Origin of the sequence: Streptomyces sp. NPDC002088 (assembly GCF_040296605.1) — a bacterium.
Lineage (GTDB): Bacteria > Actinomycetota > Actinomycetes > Streptomycetales > Streptomycetaceae > Streptomyces.
The window spans coordinates 180312-195401 of sequence record NZ_JBEOXO010000021.1 but is presented as its reverse complement, the minus strand read 5'-3'; the positions used below and the strand labels follow the sequence as shown (position 1 = coordinate 195401).

The 15090-nt window shown below is 69.7% G+C and carries 12 protein-coding genes; 6 read left to right on the top strand and 6 right to left on the bottom strand.

All coding sequences use genetic code 11. The features are described from left to right. Nucleotides 1–257: 257 nt before the first annotated feature. Nucleotides 258–782: a DUF4245 domain-containing protein gene (locus ABT114_RS35665; RefSeq protein ID WP_351147154.1), complete on the bottom strand. Its 525-nt coding sequence runs from the start codon at nt 780–782 to the stop codon at nt 258–260. A 126-nt stretch (nt 783–908) separates the two neighbouring features. Between ABT114_RS35665 and glpX the strand changes: the two genes are divergently transcribed. Further along, nucleotides 909–1943 carry a class II fructose-bisphosphatase gene (glpX, locus tag ABT114_RS35660; RefSeq protein WP_351147152.1) on the top strand — a complete coding sequence of 345 codons (1035 nt, stop codon included), beginning with the start codon at nt 909–911 and terminating at the stop codon, nt 1941–1943. Between the two features lie 114 nt (nt 1944–2057). Here glpX and ABT114_RS35655 read toward each other — a convergent pair whose 3' ends face one another. Further along, entirely contained in the window at nt 2058–2432 is a 375-nt protein-coding gene (locus ABT114_RS35655) for a WhiB family transcriptional regulator (protein WP_351147150.1), read from the bottom strand. A gap of 173 nt (nt 2433–2605) precedes the next feature. Then, a complete protein-coding gene (locus ABT114_RS35650; protein ID WP_351147149.1) occupies nt 2606–3319 on the bottom strand; it encodes a DUF1707 SHOCT-like domain-containing protein in 714 nt (237 codons plus the stop codon). Nucleotides 3320–3463: 144 nt separating this feature from the next. On the opposite strand from ABT114_RS35650, the gene ABT114_RS35645 reads away from it, so the two are divergent. Next, nucleotides 3464–5131: a fumarate hydratase gene (locus ABT114_RS35645; RefSeq protein WP_351147147.1), complete on the top strand. Its 1668-nt coding sequence runs from the start codon at nt 3464–3466 to the stop codon at nt 5129–5131. Between the two features lie 64 nt (nt 5132–5195). On the opposite strand, the gene ABT114_RS35640 is transcribed toward ABT114_RS35645, so the two are convergent. Both ABT114_RS35640 and ABT114_RS35635 read right to left on the bottom strand, forming a co-directional pair. Then, entirely contained in the window at nt 5196–5657 is a 462-nt protein-coding gene (locus ABT114_RS35640) for a PASTA domain-containing protein (RefSeq protein WP_351147145.1), read from the bottom strand. Between the two features lie 53 nt (nt 5658–5710). Further along, nucleotides 5711–6226: a SigE family RNA polymerase sigma factor gene (locus ABT114_RS35635; protein WP_351147143.1), complete on the bottom strand. Its 516-nt coding sequence runs from the start codon at nt 6224–6226 to the stop codon at nt 5711–5713. 146 nt (nt 6227–6372) lie between these two features. On the opposite strand from ABT114_RS35635, the gene ABT114_RS35630 reads away from it, so the two are divergent. The 4 genes from ABT114_RS35630 to ABT114_RS35615 all read left to right on the top strand — a co-directional run bounded on the left by ABT114_RS35630 (nt 6373) and on the right by ABT114_RS35615 (nt 12637). After that, nucleotides 6373–7758 carry a class II fumarate hydratase gene (locus tag ABT114_RS35630; protein ID WP_351147141.1) on the top strand — a complete coding sequence of 462 codons (1386 nt, stop codon included), beginning with the start codon at nt 6373–6375 and terminating at the stop codon, nt 7756–7758. An 83-nt stretch (nt 7759–7841) separates the two neighbouring features. After that, on the top strand, nt 7842–8534 hold the full coding sequence (gene fomD, locus ABT114_RS35625; RefSeq protein WP_351147139.1) for a cytidylyl-2-hydroxypropylphosphonate hydrolase: 693 nt from the start codon (nt 7842–7844) through the stop codon (nt 8532–8534). Nucleotides 8535–8883: 349 nt separating this feature from the next. Next, nucleotides 8884–11025 carry a SpoIIE family protein phosphatase gene (locus ABT114_RS35620; protein ID WP_351147137.1) on the top strand — a complete coding sequence of 714 codons (2142 nt, stop codon included), beginning with the start codon at nt 8884–8886 and terminating at the stop codon, nt 11023–11025. A 148-nt stretch (nt 11026–11173) separates the two neighbouring features. Next, entirely contained in the window at nt 11174–12637 is a 1464-nt protein-coding gene (locus ABT114_RS35615; protein ID WP_351147135.1) for a catalase, read from the top strand. A gap of 71 nt (nt 12638–12708) precedes the next feature. On the opposite strand, the gene ABT114_RS35610 is transcribed toward ABT114_RS35615, so the two are convergent. Beyond that, nucleotides 12709–15069, bottom strand: coding sequence for a transglycosylase domain-containing protein (locus ABT114_RS35610; RefSeq protein WP_351147133.1), 2361 nt, complete (start codon nt 15067–15069; stop codon nt 12709–12711). Nucleotides 15070–15090 lie beyond the last annotated feature (21 nt).

Sequence of the window (15090 nt, the reverse complement as noted above, 5' to 3'; positions counted from 1 at the left end):
TGGTTGCTGTCTGTGATGGGGTAAAGGGCGAGGGAAAGGCGAATCGGTAGTATTAGACCCAATCGAGGAGCGAGGTCGAGTAAGCTCCGCGAGGGCTGTTCCGAGCTCGTTTCCGAGGGGTGAAGCGCGAGGCGAGGCCCGGGGGCCCCTCTCGTCATACCTGCGGGCATTCACGTCATACCTGCGGGCATTCACGTCATACCTGCGGGCATTCACGTCATGCCTGCGGGGCATTCACGTCATTGCCTGCGGGGCACTCACGCCGTCTTCAGCGCTCCGGCCAGCTTCGTCAGCCGGTCGAACGACGCCGTGCCCGTCACCACCGTCGTGGAGCCGTCGGCGTCCTGGAGCACGAGGGCGTCGTAGCGGCCGCCGGTGTAGCGGGTCCACGTCCGGCCGCCGATCTCCTCGGTGGCCTTCGTCGCCGTCGCGCCCTGGCTCGCCTCGTCGATGAACGTGGAACGCTTCTGAGTCGACTGCTCGACCGCCACGTACTCACCGTCGGGGTCCTGGAAGCCGAGGTGCCAGGCGTCGAACTTGTCGCCCTGGAAACGCACGGAGGTCGCCTTCCAGCTCTCAGGCAGGCCCTCGGGCGCGGCCACCGGGTACGACGCCGCACGGCGCGCCGTGAGCAACTCGACGCGGTAGTCGACCCGCTTGATGTCGGGAGCATGGTCGTCGTGCGGGATGAAGAGGTAGATGACGCCCGCCGCGATCATGATCAGGCCCAGGGAAAGAATCATGTCCCGGGCCGACTTCTGCTTACCGTTCGAACCTGCCACGCCCCTATCGTCGCAGGTGCCCGGTCCGCTCATCCGTAGGGGGCCCTGCTCATTTTGTTAACCTGACGATAGAGTCGGGACGAACACCCTCATCCGGCCGTCGTCGTATCAGAAAGGTGCGCTCCGATGACCGAGAATCATCAGCTGCCGTCCGAGCTCGAAGTCCCCTCCGAGGCCCCTGATCGCAACCTCGCCCTGGAACTCGTCCGGGTGACCGAAGCCGCGGCGATGGCGGCGGGCCGCTGGGTCGGGCGCGGTGACAAGAACGGCGCCGACGGTGCCGCGGTACGCGCCATGCGCACCCTCGTCTCCACCGTGTCGATGAACGGCGTCGTCGTCATCGGCGAGGGCGAGAAGGACGAGGCCCCGATGCTGTTCAACGGGGAGCGTGTCGGCGACGGCACCGGCCCCGAGTGCGACATCGCCGTCGACCCGATCGACGGCACCACGCTGACCGCCAAGGGCATGCCGAACGCGATCGCGGTCCTCGCCGCCGCCGACCGCGGTTCGATGTTCGACCCGTCCGCCGTCTTCTACATGGACAAGCTGGTCACGGGCCCCGAGGCCGCCGACTTCGTCGACATCGACGCGCCCGTGGCTGTGAACATCCGCCGGGTCGCCAAGGCCAAGCGGGCCACGCCCGAGGACGTCACCGTCGTCATCCTCGACCGGCCGCGGCACGAGGGCCTCATCAAGGAGGTCCGGGAAGCCGGAGCGCGCATCAAGCTGATCTCCGACGGCGATGTCGCCGGCTCGATCTACGCGCTGCGCGAGGGCACGGGTGTCGACCTGCTGCTCGGCGTCGGCGGTACCCCCGAGGGCATCATCTCGGCCTGCGCCGTGAAGTGCCTCGGCGGCACCATCCAGGGCAAGCTGTGGCCGAAGGACGACGCGGAGCGGCAGCGGGCGATCGACGCCGGGCATGACCTCGACCGCGTTCTGACCACGGACGACCTGGTCTCAGGCGAGAACGTCTTCTTCGTCGCCACCGGCATCACCGACGGCGAGCTGCTGCGCGGCGTGCGCTACCGCTCCGAGACCGCCACGACCGACTCCATCGTCATGCGCTCGAAGTCGGGCACGGTCCGCCGGATCGACTCCGAGCACCGGCTGAGCAAGCTGCGCGCGTACAGCGCGATCGACTTCGACCGCGCGAAGTAGCGGGGACGGGCGGTCATACGCCGTACCGCCGCGGTCGTACGCCGCAGCGCCGCGGCCGTGCATGAAGGGGGCGCTCCCGGTGCGGAGGGAGCGCCCCCTTCATGCACGTGTTGGCTAGCCCGCCGCCGCTATGCGGTTCGCCGCGCGGGCCTTGTTCAGTTCGAGTTCGCGGCGGCGGCGCCGGGCCAGGACCACACGGCGCTCGGCGGCGGTGAGGCCGCCCCAGACGCCGTACGGCTCGGGCTGCAGCAGCGCGTGCTCGCGGCACTCGACCATCACGGGACAGCGCGCGCAGACGCGCTTGGCCGCCTCCTCGCGGGAGAGCCGGGCGGCGGTGGGTTCCTTGGAAGGTGCGAAGAACAGGCCGGCCTCGTCGCGCCGGCACACCGCCTCGGTGTGCCAGGGTGCGTCTTGGTCCCTGTCCCGCACTGGCACCCGCTGGGCCGGTACGGCAGCTACCTGCAGGGACGAATGCGGCGGTTGCAGCACGGTCTACTCCTGACGACGGCTTCGCGAGCGAGAGACGATGCAGCAAGGCCTACCCGCTGTACGCGCGCCTATGCACTCAGTTCCGAACCGCAGGGTTTCGGGGCCTGAGCCCACCCGCGTCGCCCGCCCGCACCCCGGCGGTTCCGCCGTCGGCGCGTCCGCGTTCACAACCGTCAACGGTCCAGGTGTTTGCGCAAACTCTTGTCGACCTTGTGCTGAACGCGATCGAGGATGTCCGCGACGAGCCTGCCGCGCTTCGGCTTGCCCTCGATGTTGCCCAGCACGGCCCAGCCGTCGAGGTAGACGACGGGGGCGTCCGGGTCGGCCGCGTCCAGCGTGTCCACCTCGAAGTTGCCCAGCACGCCACCGCCGGTGCCCCGCAGCGAGACGTTCTCCGGGACCCGGACCTCGACGTTGCCGAAGACCGAGAGTGCCTTGACGACGACCTGCTGGTACTCGAAGAGCGCCTCGCTGAGGTCGATCTCGACGCTGCCGAAGATCGCGTACGCGTGGATACGGCGTCCGGCGCGCCAACGGCCCTTGCGGACGGCGCTGCTGAAGACCGCGACCACGTTCTCGTCGGGGTCGGCCGGGATCGCGCCCGCCGTCGGGCGGCTGGGGGCGGCCGCGTAGGCCGGGGCGGCTCGGTGGTGGGCGGCCGGCAGGTCCCGTATGAAGACCTCCAGTCCGCCGACCGTCTTGGCGGCGAGCACGCCCTCGACACGCTCGGCGTGCTCCTCGGCGGTCAGGCGGCCCTCGGCGAGGGCGTCGCGCAGGATGTCGGCGATGCGGTCACGGTCGGCGTCCGAGGCGCGCAGTTCGGCGACCCGGGATTCGGCGACCGGGGGTTCGGCGGCGCGCGGCTCGGTCTGCTTCTGAAGGTCCACGACAGCAGCGTAGCGAAACACGATAGATCGCGACACCCTAGAAGTGAGCCTTACCTCACAAGCTCGCCGCCAACGACAGGTTCTACGCTGGTGAGCGCTGCCAATGGAGGCCAGCAGCTGTCTGTCGAGTGAGGAATGGGCGAGATGCCTGAGTTCGCGTACACCGATCTGCTCCCGATGGGAGAGGACGCCACCCCCTACCGGCTGGTGACCTCCGAGGGTGTGTCCACCTTCGAGGCCGACGGGCGGACGTTCCTCAAGGTGGAGCCGGAGGCGCTGCGCAAGCTCGCCGAGGAGGCCATCCACGACATCCAGCACTACCTGCGCCCGGCCCACCTGGCCCAGCTGCGCCGCATCATCGACGACCCCGAGGCGTCGAGCAACGACAAGTTCGTCGCCCTGGACCTCCTGAAGAACGCGAACATCGCGGCGGCGGGCGTGCTGCCGATGTGCCAGGACACCGGCACGGCGATCGTCATGGGCAAGCGCGGCCAGAACGTCCTCACTGAGGGCGGGGACGAGGCAGCCCTCTCGCGCGGTATCTACGACGCGTACAAGAACCTCAACCTGCGCTACTCCCAGATGGCTCCGCTGACCATGTGGGACGAGAAGAACACCGGCTCCAACCTCCCGGCGCAGATCGAGCTGTACGCCACGGACGGCGGCGCGTACAAGTTCCTGTTCATGGCGAAGGGCGGCGGCTCCGCCAACAAGAGCTTCCTCTACCAGGAGACGAAGGCCGTCCTGAACGAGGCCTCCATGATGAAGTTCCTGGAGGAGAAGATCCGTTCGCTCGGTACGGCCGCCTGCCCGCCGTACCACCTGGCGATCGTCGTCGGCGGCACGTCCGCCGAGTACGCGCTGAAGACCGCGAAGTACGCCTCCGCGCACTACCTGGACGAGATCCCGGCCGAGGGTTCGGAGCTGGGGCACGGCTTCCGGGACAAGGAGCTGGAGGAGAAGGTCTTCGAGCTGACGCAGAAGATCGGCATCGGCGCTCAGTTCGGCGGCAAGTACTTCTGCCACGACGTGCGCGTGGTGCGACTGCCGCGGCACGGGGCGTCCTGCCCGGTCGCCATCGCGGTGTCGTGCTCCGCCGACCGGCAGGCCGTCGCGAAGATCACCGCCGAGGGCGTCTTCCTGGAGCAGCTGGAGACGGACCCGGCGCGGTTCCTCCCAGAAACCACGGACGAGCACCTGGACGAGTCCTCCGACGTCGTCAAGATCGACCTGAACCAGCCGATGGACGAGATCCTCGCCGAGCTGACGAAGTACCCGGTCAAGACCCGCCTCTCCCTCTCCGGTCCGCTGGTCGTCGCCCGTGACATCGCGCACGCCAAGATCAAGGAGCGGCTGGACGCGGGCGAGGAGATGCCGCAGTACCTGAAGGACCACCCGGTGTACTACGCCGGCCCGGCCAAGACCCCCGAGGGCTACGCGTCCGGTTCCTTCGGGCCGACCACGGCCGGCCGCATGGACTCCTACGTCGAGCAGTTCCAGGCCGCGGGCGGCTCCAAGGTGATGCTCGCCAAGGGCAACCGGTCCGCGCAGGTCACCAACGCGTGCGAGGCCCACGGCGGCTTCTACCTCGGCTCCATCGGCGGCCCCGCCGCCCGGCTCGCCCAGGACTGCATCAAGAAGGTCGAGGTCGTCGAGTACGAGGAGCTCGGCATGGAGGCCGTCTGGAAGATCGAGGTCGAGGACTTCCCGGCGTTCGTCGTCGTAGACGACAAGGGCAACGACTTCTTCCAGGACCCGGCGCCGGCGCCGACGTTCACGTCGATCCCGGTGCGGGGGCCGGGCCTGGTGTGATCCTGTGACGGAGGCCCGCCCCTGATTGGCGCAGGGGCGGGCCTCGTATCAGGTCAGGGTCCGGTCAGCGGGCGCAGAGGGTGATGCCGACCGTGTCGCCCGGCTTGACGATCTTCGGGGCGTGCGGGGTCACCGCGATCACCGAGCCCGGCTTGCAGCCCTTGACGGCCTTCTCAGTGACGGTGCCCAGCTTCGTCTGCGTCTTCGCGAGGACCTCCTTCGCCATGTCCAGGTTGTAGCCCGCGAGGTCGATCGGCACGTTCGTACCGTCGCTGAAGACGTAGAGCAGGGTGGTGGCGTCGCTGTTGGCCGCAGCCGTGCTGCTGCTGGTGGGGCTCGCCGCCGGGGTCGAGCCGTCGCCGCCCGCGACCGAGGTGGCCAGGGCCGTCCCGCCGCCCGCCGCGATGAGGGCGGCGGCGACGGCGGCGATGCCGACGGTCCTCCTGCGCCGGGTGCGACGCAGGATCTGGGGCGCGTCGAAGTCGGGCGCCTCTGCGGACTCCGCGTACTGGTTCATGGCGTTCATCAGTTCCTCTTCGAATGGTGAGCAGCCGGAAGGCCGTGCGTCGCCGTACGAAGTCATCGGATTCCTTCCGTTTGCTGTCGGGGTGTCGGGGCGGAGAGTGCGGGGAACTGGCTTCTGAGCTTCTCGATCCCCCGGGCGAGCTGGGAGCGCACCGTGCTCGGCGAGATGTCCAGGTCGGCCGCGATCTCGGCGTCGGAGAGGTCGTGGAAGTACCGCAGCACCACGACCGTCCGCATCCGCATGGGCAGTTGCTGCAGCGCGCGCACCAACTGGTCCCTGCTGTCGACCTGTCCGTACTCGTCGCCGGGGGCGGCCCGGTCCGGGCCGTCCGGCTGCGGAACCGTACGGCGGAAGCGGCGCCAGCGGTCGTTGGCCAGGTTCACCATGATCCGCCGCACATAGGCGTCCGGGGCGTCCTTTACGGCGACCGTGCGCCACTTACGGCAGGCCCGCTCCAGGGTCTCCTGGACCAGGTCCTCGGCCGCGTCGCGGTTGCCCGTCAGGACGAGTGCGCCCCGGAACAGCGCGGCCGACCGGGCGGCGACGAAACCGTCGAAGTCCGTCTCCACACGCTTCCCCCCTTCCTGTCACCCCTCCTCGACGCGAACGCCCCTCCGTCTGCTGCACGGCCGCCATGAGACCTGGGTCACACGAGAGCGGCACCCGGGTGGCCGAGCGCCCGGAACATCCCCACCGTCCCGATCGCTATACGGGCATGAGCGAATACCGCATCGAGCACGACTCCATGGGCGAGGTACGCGTCCCGGCGGACGCCAAGTGGCGGGCCCAGACGCAGCGGGCCGTGGAGAACTTCCCCATCTCGGGCCAGCGCATCGAGCGCGCCCACATCGAGGCCCTCGCCCGCGTCAAGGCGGCCGCCGCCAAGGTGAACGCCGAGCTCGGGGTGCTCGACAAGGACATCGCCGAGGCGATCCAGGACTCTGCCGCCGAGGTCGCCGCGGGTCAGTGGGACGAGCACTTCCCCGTCGACGTGTTCCAGACCGGGTCCGGGACCTCGTCCAACATGAACACCAACGAGGTCGTCGCCACCCTCGCGACCGAGCGCCTGGGCCGGGACGTGCACCCCAACGACCACGTCAACGCCTCCCAGTCCTCCAACGACGTCTTCCCCTCGTCCATCCACATCGCGGCCACGGCCGCCGTTATGCGCGACCTGATCCCCGCCCTGGAGCATCTGACGGCGGCCCTGGAGCGCAAGTCCGAGGAGTTCGCCGACGTCGTGAAGTCGGGGCGGACGCACCTCATGGACGCCACGCCCGTCACCCTGGGCCAGGAGTTCGGCGGGTACGCCGCCCAGGTGCGGTACGGCGTCGAGCGGCTGAACGCCTCCCTCCCCCGGCTCGCCGAACTGCCACTGGGCGGTACCGCCGTCGGCACCGGCATCAACACACCCCCCGGGTTCTCCGCCGCCGTCATCGAGGAGGTCGCCCGCACCACCGGGCTGCCGCTGACCGAGGCGCGCGACCACTTCGAGGCGCAGGGCGCGCGGGACGGGATCGTCGAGACCAGCGGGCAGCTGCGGACCATCGCCGTGGGCCTCACGAAGATCGCCAACGACCTGCGGTGGATGGCCTCGGGGCCGCGCACGGGCCTCGCCGAGATCAGCCTCCCCGACCTCCAGCCCGGCTCCTCGATCATGCCCGGCAAGGTCAACCCGGTGATCCCGGAAGCCGTGCTGATGGTCGTCGCGCAGGTCGTCGGGAACGACGCGACCGTGGCGACGGCGGGCGCGGCGGGCAACTTCGAGCTCAACGTCATGCTCCCGGTGATCGCCAAGAACGTACTGGAGTCGATCCGGCTGCTCGCCAACGTCTCCCGGCTGCTCGCCGACCGGACCGTCGACGGGATCGTCGCGCACCGCGAACGGGCCCGGGAGTACGCCGAGTCGTCACCGTCCGTCGTCACGCCGCTGAACAAGTACATCGGGTACGAGGAGGCCGCCAAGGTCGCCAAGAAGGCGCTGGCCGAGCGGAAGACGATCCGTCAGGTCGTCCTGGAGAGTGGGTACGTGGAGCGCGGGGACCTGACGGTCGAGCAGCTCGACGAGGCGTTGGATGTCCTGCGTATGACGCATCCGTAACCGATCGCGAACCGATCACGGCCACGGCGTGAACCGTGACACGCACCGCAGCGTCGTATGCCTATGACACCTAATATCTGTGCATGGCAGACGGTGGAGTGGTGAGACGCGTGGGGAACGGTGGTTCGACGGCCTTCTGGGCGCCCGGGAGTCAGGTCCTGTGGCGCTACCGGGAGAACGCCGGCGAGCGCTTCCACATCGCGCGGCCCGTCACCGTCGTGCGGGACGACGAAGAGGTGCTGGCCGTGTGGCTGGCGCCCGGTACCGAGTGTGTGAAGCCCGTGCTCGCCGACGGTACGCCCGTGCACGTCGAGCCGCTCCAGTCGCGCTACACCAAGCCGCGCAGCGTGCAGCGCGACCGGTGGTTCGGGACCGGGGTGCTGAAGCTGGCCCGGCCCGGTGAACCCTGGTCGGTGTGGCTGTTCTGGGAGCCGGGCTGGCAGTTCAAGAACTGGTACGTGAACCTGGAGGAGCCGTTGACCCGTTGGGAGGGCGGCGTCGACTCCGAGGACTACTTTCTGGACATCTCCGTCAACCCGGACCGCACTTGGGACTGGCGCGACGAGGACGAGTTCGCGCAGGCCCAGCGGGACGGGCTGATGGGCGCCGAACTCGCCGAGCGGGTGCGGGCGGCGGGGCGGGACGCGGTGGAGGTGATCAAGGCCTGGGGGCCGCCGTACTCCCAGGGCTGGCAGCACTGGCGCCCTGATCCTTCCTGGGCCGTACCGTTGCTGCCGGAGGACTGGGACCGCACGTCCGTGCACGTGTCCCCATGAGACCCTTGATGTGCCCCGGGGCAATAAACGTAGGATCGTCCTCCGCAAGGGCGCACAGCGGCAACTCCCGGAGCAGGCACCGAGTCTGACCGAACGTCACCGAGGGGCGGCAGGACGTGAGCGAGGGGTACGAGGGCAAGACCAGAACCGGCTTCGCCGTGGGCTCCGGCGGTGCGGGCACGAGCTCCGGCCATGCCGGAACGGGGTTCGCCCGGGCCGCCCGTGGCGCAGGAACAACCTCTGGTCGCGCGGGAATTCCGTTCCTGGGGCATGTATTCCGGGTATCGGGTTTCCTGCGGGACGAACTGCGCGCGCGGCGCGCAGCCCCGGACGGACGGATGCGACACGCGTGACGGAGCACCCCACCTCCTACGAACGCCCCCAGGGCGTCGACCCCACGGACCCCCGCGGGGCGCTCCTGCATACCCCGGCACCGGCCCGCACTCCCGGAGCCGCCGCCTTACCTCCCCAGTCCGCCCAGGCCCCCCAGGCCGCCCAGGCCCGCACCGGCGAAACGCCCGGTGCTACGACACCTGATACGACCACGCCCGGCAGGACGACTCCGTGCGCGAAGGGCAAGGATCCGGCCGGGGGCGATCCCGAGCACTCCCAGCCCGCCGTCGCCGAGACCGGCACCCACCGTCCGCGTCCCGTGCCCGAGGGCATCCCGGCCCAGCCGGGCGGCGCCGGGCCGGGGGCCGTCGAGAAGGACGCCGGGGACCAGCAGGACCGGCGTACGGGGCAGGGGGTGCCGCGCGGCCGGCCCACGCCGATGCGGCGGGACGGGGACCGGCTGCGGTTCGTCGGGGCCGCGACCCGGCGGATCGCCCGGGGCATCGACCTGGACGAGATCGTGATGGGGCTGTGCCGGGCCACCGTGCCGACCTTCAGCGACGCCATCCTCGTCTACCTGCGTGATCCGCTGCCGGTCGGCGACGAGCGGCCCACCGGCCCCCTGGTGCTGCGGCTGCGCCGCACCGACCGGATCCCACCGGAGCGGGACACCGAGAACGGGTTCGCGCCGGCGCCGCAGCCGGAGCAGCCGCCGGAGCTCACCGAGCTGTCGGCGGTCACCGCCGAGCTGTGCGAGGTGCGGCCCGGTGGCGCGCTCGCCGAGGTGCTGCGCGGGGTGCGTCCGGTGTTCGCCGACGCTCCGGCCGCCCGTGCCGCGCTGCCGGAGCTCCTGGGTGACGGCGGTGAGTTGGTCGTACCCAGTGGGCAGCGGGCGATCCTGGCCCCGCTGCGCGGCCGGCGTCGCGTGATCGGTGCCGCGGTGTTCCTGCGCCGCCCTGAGCGCATCGCCTTCGAGGCCGACGATCTGCTGGTCGCCGCCCAGCTCGCCACGCACAGCGCGCTCGGCATCGACAAGGCGGTGCTGTACGGGCGCGAGGCGTACATCGCCGACGAGCTGCAGCGCACCATGCTGCCGGAGACGCTGCCCCGGCCCACGGGTGTGCGGCTGGCGTCCCGCTATCTGCCCGCCGCCGAGACCGCCCGGGTCGGCGGCGACTGGTACGACGCCATTCCGCTGCCCGGGAGCCGGGTCGCCCTCGTCGTCGGTGACGTGATGGGGCACTCCATGACGTCGGCGGCCATCATGGGGCAGCTGCGCACCACCGCGCAGACCCTGGCCGGGCTCGACCTGCCGCCGCAGGAGGTGCTGCACCACCTCGACGAGCAGGCCCAGCGGCTCGGTACCGACCGCATGGCGACCTGCCTCTACGCCGTCTACGACCCGGTCTCGCACCGGATCACCATCGCCAACGCCGGGCATCCGCCGCCGGTGCTGCTGCACCTGGGCGGCCGGGCCGAGGTGCTGCGGGTGCCGGCGGGCGCGCCCATCGGGGTCGGCGGTGTCGACTTCGAGGCCGTGGAGCTGGACGCCCCGGCCGGCGCGACCCTGCTGCTGTACACCGACGGGCTCGTGGAGTCGCGGCTGCGGGACGTGTGGACCGGCATAGAGCAGCTGCGCGAGAAGCTCGCCGCGACCGCCCAGCTCACCGGGCCCGATCATCCGCCGCCGCTCGAGGCGCTGTGCGACGAGGTGCTCGACATGCTCGGCCCGGGCGACCGGGACGACGACATCGCGCTGCTCGCCGCCCGCTTCGACGGGATCGCGCCGAGCGATGTGGCGTACTGGTTCCTGGAGCCGGAGGACGCCGCCCCCGGCCGGGCCCGGCGGCTCGCCCGGCGTGCGCTGTCCCGCTGGGGCATGGAGGAGATGAGTGACTCCGTGGAGCTGCTCGTCAGCGAGGTCGTGACCAACGCCGTGCGCTATGCGTCCCGGCCGGTCACGCTCCGTCTGCTGCGCACCGACGTGCTGCGCTGCGAGGTCGGCGACGACGTGCCGCAGCTGCCGCGGCTGCGGCAGGCGCGGGCCACGGACGAGGGCGGGCGCGGGCTGTACCTGGTGAACAAACTGGCCAGACGGTGGGGAGCGACCCGGCTGAGCACGGGAAAGGTGGTCTGGTTCGAATTGAACCGCGGCTGAGGGGTACCCATGCGGGGCACCCCCGGCAGCCGCTCAGGACCGTACCGAATATTAGACCCCGTCCAAAAGTTGCCGACATCCCGTCGGCGGAGTTGACTGCTGGGGTGAGCGAAGCGACCTGACCACCCTCTTTGACGGGAGGACGCTCGTGACGCAGGAATCCCAGAAGGCTCCGTACACCACGAACAACGCCGGTGTACCGGTGGAGAGCGATGAGCACTCGCTCACCGTCGGCCCCGACGGCCCGATCCTTCTCCAGGACCACTACCTGATCGAGAAGATGGCCCAGTTCAACCGGGAGCGGGTCCCCGAGCGGGTGGTGCACGCCAAGGGCAGTGGCGCATACGGATTCTTCGAAGTCACCAACGACGTAAGCCAGTTCACCAAGGCCGACCTCTTCCAGCCGGGCAAGCGCACCGAGATGCTGGCCCGCTTCTCGACGGTGGCCGGCGAACAGGGCTCGCCCGACACCTGGCGCGACCCCCGTGGCTTCGCGCTCAAGTTCTACACCGAACACGGCAACTACGACCTGGTGGGCAACAACACCCCGATCTTCTTCGTCCGTGACACGATCAAGTTCCAGGACTTCATCCGCTCACAGAAGCGCCGCCCCGACAACGGACTGCGCGACAACGACATGCAGTGGGACTTCTGGACGCTCTCGCCCGAGTCGGCTCACCAGGTGACCTATCTGATGGGCGACCGGGGTGTTCCGAAGTCGTACCGACACATGAACGGCTACGGCTCCCACACCTATATGTGGATCAACGGCGCCGGTGAGCGGTTCTGGGTGAAGTACCACTTCAAGACCGACCAGGGCATCGACTTCCTCACCCAGGCGGAGGCCGACGAGCTGGCCGGTACGGACCCGGATCTGCACCGCAACGACCTGTACAAGTCGATCGAGTCCGGGAACGCGCCGAGCTGGAGCCTGAAGGTCCAGATCATGCCGTTCGAGGACGCGGCGGACTACCGCTTCAACCCGTTCGACCTGACCAAGGTCTGGCCGCACGGCGACTACCCGCTGATCGACGTGGGACGGATGGTCCTGAACAAGAACCCCGAGGACTACTTCATCCACATCGAGCAGGCCGCCTTCGAGCCGTCGAACCTCGTCCCCGGCATCGGGCCCTCGCCGGACAAGATGCTGCTGGGCCGGCTGTTCTCGTACCCGGACACCCACCGGTACCGGATCGGCCCGAACTACGCCCAGCTGCCGCCGAACCGGCCGCACGCCCCGGTGAACTCGTACGCCAAGGACGGCTCGATGCGGTACGTGCCGTCGAACGCGGCCCGGCCGTACGCGCCCAATTCCTACGGCGGTCCCGCGGCCGACTACGGCCGCTTCGGCGACCCGGCGAGCTGGGAGACCGCGGGCGAGCTGGTGCGCGAGGCGACCAAGCTGCACCGCGAGGACGACGACTGGGGGCAGCCGGGCACGATGGTCCGGCAGGTGCTGGACGACGCGGCCCGGGACCGGCTGGTGTCGAACGTCAGCGGACATCTGAAGGCCGGTGTCTCCCGGCCCGTGCTGGACCGCGCGGTGCAGTACTGGCGGAACATCGACAAGGAGATCGGCGACCGGATCGCCGACAACGTCAACGGCGGCTGACGCACTCCGCACACGGAGAGGGGCGCCCGGTGGATTCCGGGCGCCCCTCTCCTGCGGTCACGGGCCTGCGGTCACTGGCCGACCACTCCGCCGAACGGATCGCCGGTGTCGTCCGTCGGAGTCTCCGTCGGAGTCTCCGTCGGCGTTTCCGTGGGTGTCTCCGTCGGCTCTTCCGTCGTCGGGGTCTCCGACGGCTCTTCCGTCGTCGGGGTCTCCGACGGCTCCTCGGTCGTCGGGGTCTCGGACGGGGTCTCCGACACCGTCTGCGACGGGGTCGGCGTCGCGGTCGGCTGGACCGCCGCGCCCTGGTCGGTCTCCAGGTCGAACTTGGTGACCTTGGTCTGCACCCCGAAGGTGTAGTCCGCCCAGATCTGCGCCGGATAACCGCCACCGTTGATCCGGCCGACGCCCGGGATGAGGCCGGTCGCGCCGGTCAGGGTCACCTGGGAGCCGTCCTTGGCGCTCTCGCCGAACAGGCCGACCGAGGTCACGAGGCTCGGCGTGTAGCCGGTGAACCAGGCCGACTTGTTGTTGTCGGACGTACCCGTCTTGCCCGCGACCTTCTGGCCGTCGCGCTCGGGGTTGTCCCGCACGGACGTCTTCGCCGTACCGTCGTCGACCACTCCGGTGAGCACCGAGGTGACCGTGTCCGCGGCCTCACGGCTGATGACCTGGTCGCCGACCGGGTCCGGCATGGTGACCGTGCGGGAGATGTGCTCGACGGACTTGACCAGGGCCGGGGTGACCTTCTTGCCGTGGTTGTCGAGGGTCGCGTAGACGCCGGCCATCTGGAGCGGGCTGGCGCCCATGGTGCCCAGGGTCTGCGCGGGCACCGCCTTCAGGTCCGCGGTGTCCATGCCCAGGTCGTCGGCCACCTTGAGCACCTTGTCCATGCCCACGTCGACGCCCAACTGCGCGAAGACGGAGTTGACCGACTTGTTCATCGCCGTCTGCACGGTGATGTTGCCGTAGTCCTGGTCGTCCTCGTTCTCCGGGGCGAAGCCGATGTCGCTGCCCACGACGGGCCGCTTGCTCGTGCCGTCGTAGAGCGTGTTCGCCGTGATCGCCTTGCCGTCCTGCGTCTGGGCGCTCTCGTCCAGGGCGGCCGCGAGGATGACCGGCTTGAAGGTGGAGGCGGGCTGGTAGTCGGTGCGCGTGGCGTTGTTGTAGTAGTGCTTGTAGTAGTCGACACCGCCGTACATCGCGACGACCGCGCCCGTCTTCGGGTCGACCGAGACGGCACCGGCCTGGACGTCGCCGTCGACCGTGCGCTTCTTCTTGTCCAGCTTGCTGGTCAGCTGGTCCTTGACGGACTTCTCCAGCGCCGCCTGCTTCTTCTTGTCGATGTTGAGCGTGATGGTCCAGCCGCCGCGGCCGACCATGTCCTCGGCCTGCTTGGCGTTGTCGGCGACGCCCTGCGCGACGAGCTGCTTCTCCAGGGCCGCGTTGGCGGCCTTCACCAGGTAGCCCTTCTGGCCGCCCAGCCCAGGGGCGGGCTTGGGCGCCAGGGGCTTGGGGAACACCATGGCGTCGCGCTCGGTCTTGCCCAGCCAGCCCTCCTCGACCATGTTGTCGAGGACGTAGTTCCAGCGCGCCTGGACCAGCTTCTTGCCGGTGTCGGTGGCCACCGCCCAGTCGTACTGGCTGGGCGCCTGGAGCAGCGCCGCGAGGTACGCGCCCTGCGCGACGGTGAGCTTGTCGGCGTCGCGCCGGTAGTACGCCTGCGCGGCGGCCTGGATGCCGTAGGCGTTGCGGCCGTAGTAGCTGGTGTTGATGTAGCCGGCGAGGATGTAGTCCTTGGACTTCTCCCGGTCCAGCTTCAGGGAGATGACCAGCTCGTTCAGCTTGCGCGTGACGGTCTGGTCCTGGGTCAGGTAGTAGTTCTTGACGTACTGCTGGGTGATCGTCGAACCGCCCTGCGCGCCCTTGCCGGACAGCGTGTTGAGCAGGCCGCGCGCGGTGCCCTTGAGGTCGACGCCGGCGTCCTTGTAGAAGGACTTGTTCTCGGCGGCGACGAAGGTCTTCTGGACGTCCTTGGGGACGTGCGAGAGGTCCACGATCTCTCGGTTGACGTCGCCGTCGCGGGTCATGACCGAGCCGTCGCTGTACTTGTAGACGTTGCTCTCGAGCTTGGCGTCGGCGTTCCCCGCGGGTATGTCGATCATCATGTACAGCACGATGAAGGCGCCTATGCCGAGCAGGCACAGGCCGAGGAAGGTGCCGAGGATCTTCTTCCAGGTGAACATCCGGCGTATGAGGCTCTTCTTCGCGGCCTTCCCGCCCTTGCCCCCCTTGCCGCCCCTGCGGGCCGCCGCACGGCCCTGGCCCACGACCGTCGGCCCCTCGTCGACCGCCACCTGCGACGAGCGGTTGCTGGGCGCAGCGCGGCGGCCGCCTCGCTGCCGCGCTCGTCTCTCGTCCGCTCGTCCCATGAGTCTGCTCGCTCCGCTTCG